Source organism: Marinifilum fragile JCM 15579, assembly GCF_001310955.1.
In the GTDB taxonomy this organism is placed as follows: domain Bacteria; phylum Bacteroidota; class Bacteroidia; order Bacteroidales; family Marinifilaceae; genus Marinifilum; species Marinifilum fragile.
The window spans coordinates 26,532-33,498 of sequence record NZ_BAZX01000040.1; the positions used below are offsets into that span (position 1 = coordinate 26,532).

A 6,967-nucleotide genomic window follows, 5' to 3' on the forward strand; every position below is an offset into this window, starting at 1 on the left:
TAGCACTTACAAAAACTTTTATTCATTAACAGTATAGCCAACCGTTTCAATTTTTTGTGCAATCTCTTCACGGTTAACTTTATCTTTTTCAACCATAATGGTTACCTTATTGTTTTTATAAGAAGCTTTTACCTCTTTAACCCCATCTAGTTGTTTTAATCCATTTATTACAGTGTTTTCACAACCAGTACAGGTCATTCCTGTAACATCAAACTCCATTTTCTGGTATTCTACAACTTGGCTAGCTGTTGCCTCTTCAGGTTTCTCCGATTTTTTTGTATTCGACTGACATGCTGCAAATAATCCCAGCGTCAGTATTAGAATTAATATTTTCTTCATCGTATTTTGGTTTAGTTGATTTATAAATTTAATTAGTATCAGTGTAAATGTCTAGTAAATAATTACTAATAACATTTTAGTAACAGATTCTAAAAATACAATCGGTCGATACTGATCATGATCATGACCAGTAAAAAGTACAGATTGAGTCTAAGGAATAACTTTTTAATGTTCAATCGTTCATCTTTCTTCAATAAAATAAAACTGTTTGGTATGATCCATAAGGAAAGAAATAATAAAGACCAAATTAGAATTGGAGATGAAATCACTCTAAATATCGGAAGTAATAAGGCTACAACTATGGTTGACAACATCCAAATCAGAGTGATTTTTCGAATCTGACTAAAAGTGAATACATCAATCAGCACTTTAAAACCTGCTTGTTTATAATCTTCGCCATATAACATCAATAAAAGCCAAAAATGTGGAATCTGGCCTATAAAAAAGAAGAAGGAGAGAGCCAGAATTGGAGGAGCCAGTAAATCACCTCCTGCAGCTACCCAACCTATCCAAGGAGGAAAAGCACCGCTTAAAGCACCAGGAACTACGGCAAAAGCTGTAAATTGTTTTAAGGGTGTGTATACCAAATTGTACCAGAAAATAGAAAGGATAGCAATCCATAAACTGGTAATATTTCCACCCCAGGCAAGAAATGCACAACCTGTTAAAAGAAACAAGACACTCCAACGAACCGCTTCAGAAATGCTAATTTTTCCCGACGGAATAGGCCTGAATTTAGTCCTTTTCATTAAGGCATCTTTCTTGTATTCCTGTATATGATTCAAAGCTGAAGCTCCCATTACAATCAAAAATATGCCAAAAACAACATAAAACATTTGCCAGGAAATTTCAGGAGTATAAAGAATAAAACCTGTAAAACACGATATGGCTATTGGGACTGCTATTTTAACTTTCCCTAATTCCAGAATGACTGCTATTTTTGCTTGTATGTTCATATATTACTTGTTCTCGCTTAAAGTTTTCATGAATTCAATAATTTCTCCAATGTCTTCCTCGGTAAGTTCGTTCTTATAGGATAGCATCAATCCTTTTTGATATCCATCTACGATATCATCATTTGGATTGTAGACAGAATTTAAAATATAAGCACTATCAACAACAACCTCTCTTTTTTGTTTACCTGTTTTCACAGTTTCTATCTTACCAAATAAACCTTTCCAAGTTGGACCAACCAGCTTCGATCCATCAATGGAATGGCATGCTAAACATCCATTTTTCTTCACAATGGAAAGTCCTAAGGCACCTGGTTTATCCGATATCAACTGTACAGTTTGAGTTGTATCGATATACCAAGAGTCGAATTTTTCCTGAGGCATAACAATTACGGATGTTTGCATGTAGGAATGTCGCAAGCCACAATATTCCGTACAGAACAAATCAAATTCGCCCTCTCTGCCTGGTATGAACCACATCATATGTTTTTGTCCTGGAACAACATCTTGTTTCAGTCGAAAGGCCGGAATGTAAACACTATGGAGTACATCCAATGCCACCAGATCAAGTTTAATGGCTCGATTGATGGGTACATATAAAGTATCGGTAGTTTTTCCATTTTTGTATTCAAATTGCCAATTCCACATTCTACCAATAGTTTTGATTTCAAAAGCATCATCAGGTACTTCTTTCATAGGTTTGTATCCTATCCATCCATAGTAGAACATTACCATAACCAAGGCAGTTGGTATAATTGTCCACAATATTTCTAAACTAACACTTCCATGAATTTGTTTGGCTTTTGGGTGTTTCGACTTGCGGTATCGAAAAACGAAGTATATCATTACAACAGTGATTCCAATAAGAAAGAATAAAATAATTCCTAAAATCACCACAAATGAGGTATCAACACCTTTAACAAAATTTGAAGCATCCGCTATTCCTTTCGAAAACATAAGCTATCGGTATAAGTAGTCCATGAATGTAATAACTATAACACAGGCAAGCAGCATAAACACACTCGCTACCATAATGCCGTAAAATTTCTTGTCGAATTTTAAATGCATAAAAATTAGCAGTACCAAAATTGATTTGAAACTTGCCAAGAGCAATGCTACTGTAACTGTATATGGTCCTAAATTTATTCCTGTTACTGCTACAGAAATAGATGTCATAATCAACAGTGCTATTAATACAAATACATATGTTTTGTACTTAACGATGTGTGTATGTTGGTCTTTTTCCATAGTTGTTTATTTAGGTAATGAGATAAAATAATGGGAAAAGGAAAATCCAAATTAAATCGACAAGGTGCCAGTACAGACCGCTGTTCTCCAGTATGGCAAAATTATCGTGTTGTACTTCATTTTTAACAACCAGATTCATTACATAGCCAATAAATGCCATACCTATTACAATATGAAGCGCATGTAAGCCTGTCATGGCGTAATACAAGCCGAAAAATAGCAATTCACCTCTACTTGCTTCTTGTAAAGTCATACTTCCCGGATAAATACCATGTGAAATTTTGCCACTCCACTCGAAGTATTTGTTTACCATAAAGCCAGAGCCAGTAAAAGTGTGATTGTCATTAAAATCAGTGTAAGCCTTTTGTTTTTGTATTGAATTGCACTAATTGACATGGCAATGGTCATACTGCTCACCAATAGAATGGCTGTATTGATTGTTCCCAGAGTAGTATTTAACTCTTCGGCAGCCAAATGAAAAGCCAAAGGGTTTAAGTAGCGATATACCGAATAAACAATGAATAGTCCTCCAAATAACAACAGTTCGGTGAAAATGAAAATCCACATACCTGTTTTAGCACCTTCATCGTCTCTATGCTCGTCTATGTGTACCTGATGATCATTCATATCCATAAGGGTGTTTAGTTACTGTAGGAATTTGTTCAAAATTTTCAAGACTAGGTGGACTTGCTACAGTCCATTCCAGAGTTTTGCCTTTCCAAGGATCAGATTCGGCTGGTATTCCATATTTGGCAGACCGAACAAGATTGGTGATAATGATAATTAAACCTGATATCATCAGTAAAGCACCAAGTGATGATACAATGTTTGGACCGTGAAATTCTTCAACATAGTCGTAATATCTACGAGGCATACCTGTCATACCCAAATAAAACATTGGGAGGTAAAGGGTATTAAATCCTGTAAAGAATATTGCCAAACCAATATTGGCCCAAGATTTATCGTACATTTTTCCAAACATTTTTGGATACCAGTAATGAATGGCTCCAAAGAAGGCATAACCTGTTCCTCCGAATACAATAAAGTGGAAGTGTGCAACAACAAAAGCAGTATCATGCAGGTAAACATTGGTTGATAATGCTCCTAATACCATTCCCGATAATCCACCAACCATAAAAACAAACAGAAAGCAAAGTGCCCACAAAAAAGGAGTTTGAATATCAATTGAAGCCTTATGCAAGGTAGCCACCCAATTAAAGATTTTGATAGCACTTGGTATGGCTACGAAGAACGTTAATATAGAGAATGTATACAAAGCTGTACCACTCATTCCTGAAGTAAACATGTGATGTCCCCATACAAAGTATCCTACAAATGCAATGGCAAGTGTAGATACTACAATGGCCTTGTATCCGAAAATGGTTTTACGGGCAAATGTTGGGATGATTTCTGAGATTACGCCCATTGCTGGTAATATCATGATATACACAGCCGGGTGAGAGTATATCCAGAATAGGTGCTGATAAAGGATCGGATCTCCACCCAATGCAGGATCGAAAAATCCAATGTGCATGGTTCTTTCCAATACAATCATTAAAAGGGTAACACCTACAATTGGAGTAGCCAATACTTGAATCCAAGCTGTACCATAAAGTGCCCAAGGGAATAATGGCATTTTCATCCATGTCATACCAGGCGCACGCATTCTGTGCACGGTTACAATAAAATTAATACCAGTTGCAATGGATGAAAAACCTAATACAAATGCGCCAGTAACTGCAGGTAGCATGTTGGTACCTGTTCTAAAACTATATGGAGCGTAGAATGTCCAGCCAGTATCTGGTGGTCCATCACCTATAAATTGAGCAGATAATGCAATGAATGCCCCAGCTATATAGATCCACCAGGAGAGAAGGTTCAACTTAGGAAAAGCTACATCTTTTGCTCCAATCATTATTGGCAGGAAAAAGTTCCCGAAAACAGCAGGTAAACCTGGTACAACAATTAGAAAAATCATTGTAATTCCATGCAATGTAAAGAAACTATTATACGTTTGTGCATCCATAATGGTCTTGCCTGGAGCTATAAGCTCAATTTTCATTGCAAGCCCAAGTAATGCTGCTACACTAAACAATACTAACATGCTGTACAAATAGAGCAGACCAATTCGTTTGTGGTCCGTGGAGAAAATCCAGGCAAACAGCCCTTTGAATCTTCCTTTGTATTCAAGGTAACTCACCTCGGTGTGCTGATTTACGGTTTCTGACATATGTATTGGTATTTATCTGTAATCAGTAGTTAAACTTTCTTTTTTCGTGGTTTTTTAATCACCAGCAAGAGGAATATGATTAAACCCATGACCAATATAATTGTGCCGGTGATCTTTGTAATATTTAAAACATAGGCCTGTCCAACAGGATCATAAGAATAACAGTACTGTAATATTTTATTAATGGTTGGCCCGGCTTGCCCTTTTGATGCCTCGAGCATGGCCAATTTAAATTCGAATGGAAGAAAGTAGGTTCCATTTAGATATCTGGTAATTTTCCCTTCTGGGCTAAGTACGATAACTGTAGCTGCATGCGTATAATCATTACCAGTTTTCTTATAGCGAAACCCCATACTTTGTGTCGCTTTTGCGATATTAATACTGTCAGCGGTAAAGAATTTCCAACCTTCTTCGGTGTTCTTTCCTTTAACCAATGATTTATAGTTATTTTTCTTTTTAATTGCCAAGTCAATGCTCTCATTAGGATCAAAGCTGATTGTTATGACTTGGTAATCTTTGGAAAGTTCTAGATCACTCTTTTCTATTACTTCGCTAATCCATCCATTAAAGGACTGCAAATGCCAGGACATCTGAAGTAAACAAATATTAATGCAGTAGGTTTATCGATTTGTTTTTTCAAATTAACCAATTGTCCGGCTTCATTGGTTATCATTATATCCTCAGGGATATACTCGTCAAGATGTTCTATTATTCCTACTTCAAAGTCATAATACAATTCTTTAACATTTTGACTAATCGAAATAAAAGACTGAAGAAGAAAGGCAAGGCAAATAGCAAATTTTAACTTCATAGTTATTCCTCCAAATTTTAAGGTTAAGGAGAGAAAATGGGCAATAATCCAATAAAATTATTCTCGTCCGGTTAAGTGGTTCTATATAAATATATAAAATAATTTTGTGGTTTTTTATGCTTAACTATCTTTTTTTACGACACTTAGCTATTTATATGGTAGTTTTATTTTGATAATATCACTTGTGTTGATTATTTTTATTAGGTCTAAACAAGAATCTGAAGCATGAAATTAATAAACCTAATATTTGTCTTTTTCTCATTCTTTCTAGTATCTGCTTGTGGAGGATCTGATAAAAAAAAGACTGTAAGTACAGATCAAAAAATAACATTATCGGAAAAGGATTTAGAGCAAGGTGCGGTTTTATTTCGAGCGAAGTGTATGAATTGTCATATGCAGTCGGGGAAAGGAATTGAAAAATTTTATCCGCCTTTGGCAGGCTCTGATTATTTAAGAGATAATTTAGAAGATGCCATTCATATGGTGAAGTTTGGAAGTAATAAACCCATTAAAGTAAATGGAGTAAAATACAATGGTCTTATGCCGGCATCGGGATTAACTGATGAGGAGCTGGTTTTGGTATTCAACTTTGTACTTAACTCCTGGGGGAATGATTATGGTAGTGTTACCCTTGATCAGATTAAGGCAATAAAACGTTAAAGTTGAAAATGTTTTTATTTGGAAATATTGTCAGTGAGATTGATTTTAATTAAATTTAACGGAATATTTAAAATGTAATATAAAATCACTTGTGAAAATACTTACTTATGAAGAACATTTTTTTTATCATAGTGGCATGTTGTTTTACTAGCTTGGTAAATGCACAACAAAAAATAATTTGTTTGCACCCAATTTTAGGAGATACCATTGATTTAACAGAGAAGAATACCTATTTATTATTTCCAGAAATTGAAAGTAATGGTTTTCAATTTGGACAAGTGAAAATGAATGGAGGTCAATACTATTTTGAGTATACGCTTAATGATAAAATGAATAATGACAAGGTCAGTATTGAGAAATTAAAAGAATATCACACCAATGTTGAAAAGTTATTGGCATATCACTTATACATGAAAAACTCAAAGGCCAAAAAGAATGAATCGATTGTAACGAGAGATGCTCAAGAAGAATTACAAATGCATTTCAATGCAAAATATGATGACGTATCTTTTAGGAGGAAACTAAAAAAAGATGCTATGCGATACCAGGAGTTGAAGAAACAAGCAGAATTGAAGGGATACTCGGGGGTAGATAAAGAAAATTACATTAAAACTAGTGGAGTATTGATATTTGATGTATCAAAAAAGAAAAATAAGGAGTAGAATTTTGTTCCTTACATATAATGTAAAAAAGTCATTCATTTTTCCCGAATGACTTTTTTGTGTG

Annotated in this window: 11 protein-coding genes; 2 read left to right on the plus strand and 9 right to left on the minus strand. The window is 34.8% G+C overall.

Annotated features, from left to right (window positions below):
• Window positions 1–18: 18 nt before the first annotated feature.
• The 9 genes from JCM15579_RS18490 to JCM15579_RS18525 form a co-directional block, all read right to left on the minus strand.
• Window positions 19–339 carry a cation transporter gene (locus JCM15579_RS18490; RefSeq protein ID WP_054722552.1) on the minus strand — a complete coding sequence of 107 codons (321 nt, stop codon included), beginning with the start codon at window positions 337–339 and terminating at the stop codon, window positions 19–21.
• A gap of 89 nt (window positions 340–428) precedes the next feature.
• Window positions 429–1,295 (minus strand): protoheme IX farnesyltransferase, encoded by an 867-nt coding sequence (locus JCM15579_RS18495; RefSeq protein WP_054722555.1) that lies wholly within the window; start codon window positions 1,293–1,295, stop codon window positions 429–431.
• 3 nt (window positions 1,296–1,298) lie between these two features.
• Window positions 1,299–2,249 (minus strand): cytochrome c oxidase subunit II, encoded by a 951-nt coding sequence (gene coxB, locus JCM15579_RS18500; RefSeq protein ID WP_054722557.1) that lies wholly within the window; start codon window positions 2,247–2,249, stop codon window positions 1,299–1,301.
• 3 nt (window positions 2,250–2,252) lie between these two features.
• Entirely contained in the window at window positions 2,253–2,540 is a 288-nt protein-coding gene (locus JCM15579_RS18505; protein WP_054722559.1) for a cytochrome C oxidase subunit IV family protein, read from the minus strand.
• A 10-nt stretch (window positions 2,541–2,550) separates the two neighbouring features.
• On the minus strand, window positions 2,551–2,853 hold the full coding sequence (locus tag JCM15579_RS21015) for a cytochrome c oxidase subunit 3 (RefSeq protein WP_218186237.1): 303 nt from the start codon (window positions 2,851–2,853) through the stop codon (window positions 2,551–2,553).
• A complete protein-coding gene (locus JCM15579_RS21020; protein WP_218186238.1) occupies window positions 2,847–3,167 on the minus strand; it encodes a cytochrome c oxidase subunit 3 in 321 nt (106 codons plus the stop codon). Before JCM15579_RS21020 ends, JCM15579_RS21015 begins: the two co-directional genes overlap by 7 nt.
• Window positions 3,160–4,770: a cytochrome c oxidase subunit I gene (locus JCM15579_RS18515; protein WP_054722561.1), complete on the minus strand. Its 1,611-nt coding sequence runs from the start codon at window positions 4,768–4,770 to the stop codon at window positions 3,160–3,162. Before JCM15579_RS18515 ends, JCM15579_RS21020 begins: the two co-directional genes overlap by 8 nt.
• A gap of 29 nt (window positions 4,771–4,799) precedes the next feature.
• The gene (locus tag JCM15579_RS18520; RefSeq protein WP_172677470.1) at window positions 4,800–5,360 is read right to left on the minus strand and encodes a thioredoxin domain-containing protein; all 561 of its coding nucleotides are present in this window, start codon (window positions 5,358–5,360) and stop codon (window positions 4,800–4,802) included.
• Window positions 5,315–5,581 carry a thioredoxin domain-containing protein gene (locus JCM15579_RS18525; protein ID WP_054722565.1) on the minus strand — a complete coding sequence of 89 codons (267 nt, stop codon included), beginning with the start codon at window positions 5,579–5,581 and terminating at the stop codon, window positions 5,315–5,317. Before JCM15579_RS18525 ends, JCM15579_RS18520 begins: the two co-directional genes overlap by 46 nt.
• A gap of 225 nt (window positions 5,582–5,806) precedes the next feature.
• Between JCM15579_RS18525 and JCM15579_RS18530 the strand changes: the two genes are divergently transcribed.
• Window positions 5,807–6,241: a c-type cytochrome gene (locus JCM15579_RS18530; protein WP_054722567.1), complete on the plus strand. Its 435-nt coding sequence runs from the start codon at window positions 5,807–5,809 to the stop codon at window positions 6,239–6,241.
• Window positions 6,242–6,348: 107 nt separating this feature from the next.
• A complete protein-coding gene (locus JCM15579_RS18535; protein WP_054722569.1) occupies window positions 6,349–6,903 on the plus strand; it encodes a hypothetical protein in 555 nt (184 codons plus the stop codon).
• Window positions 6,904–6,967: the final 64 nt, after the last annotated feature.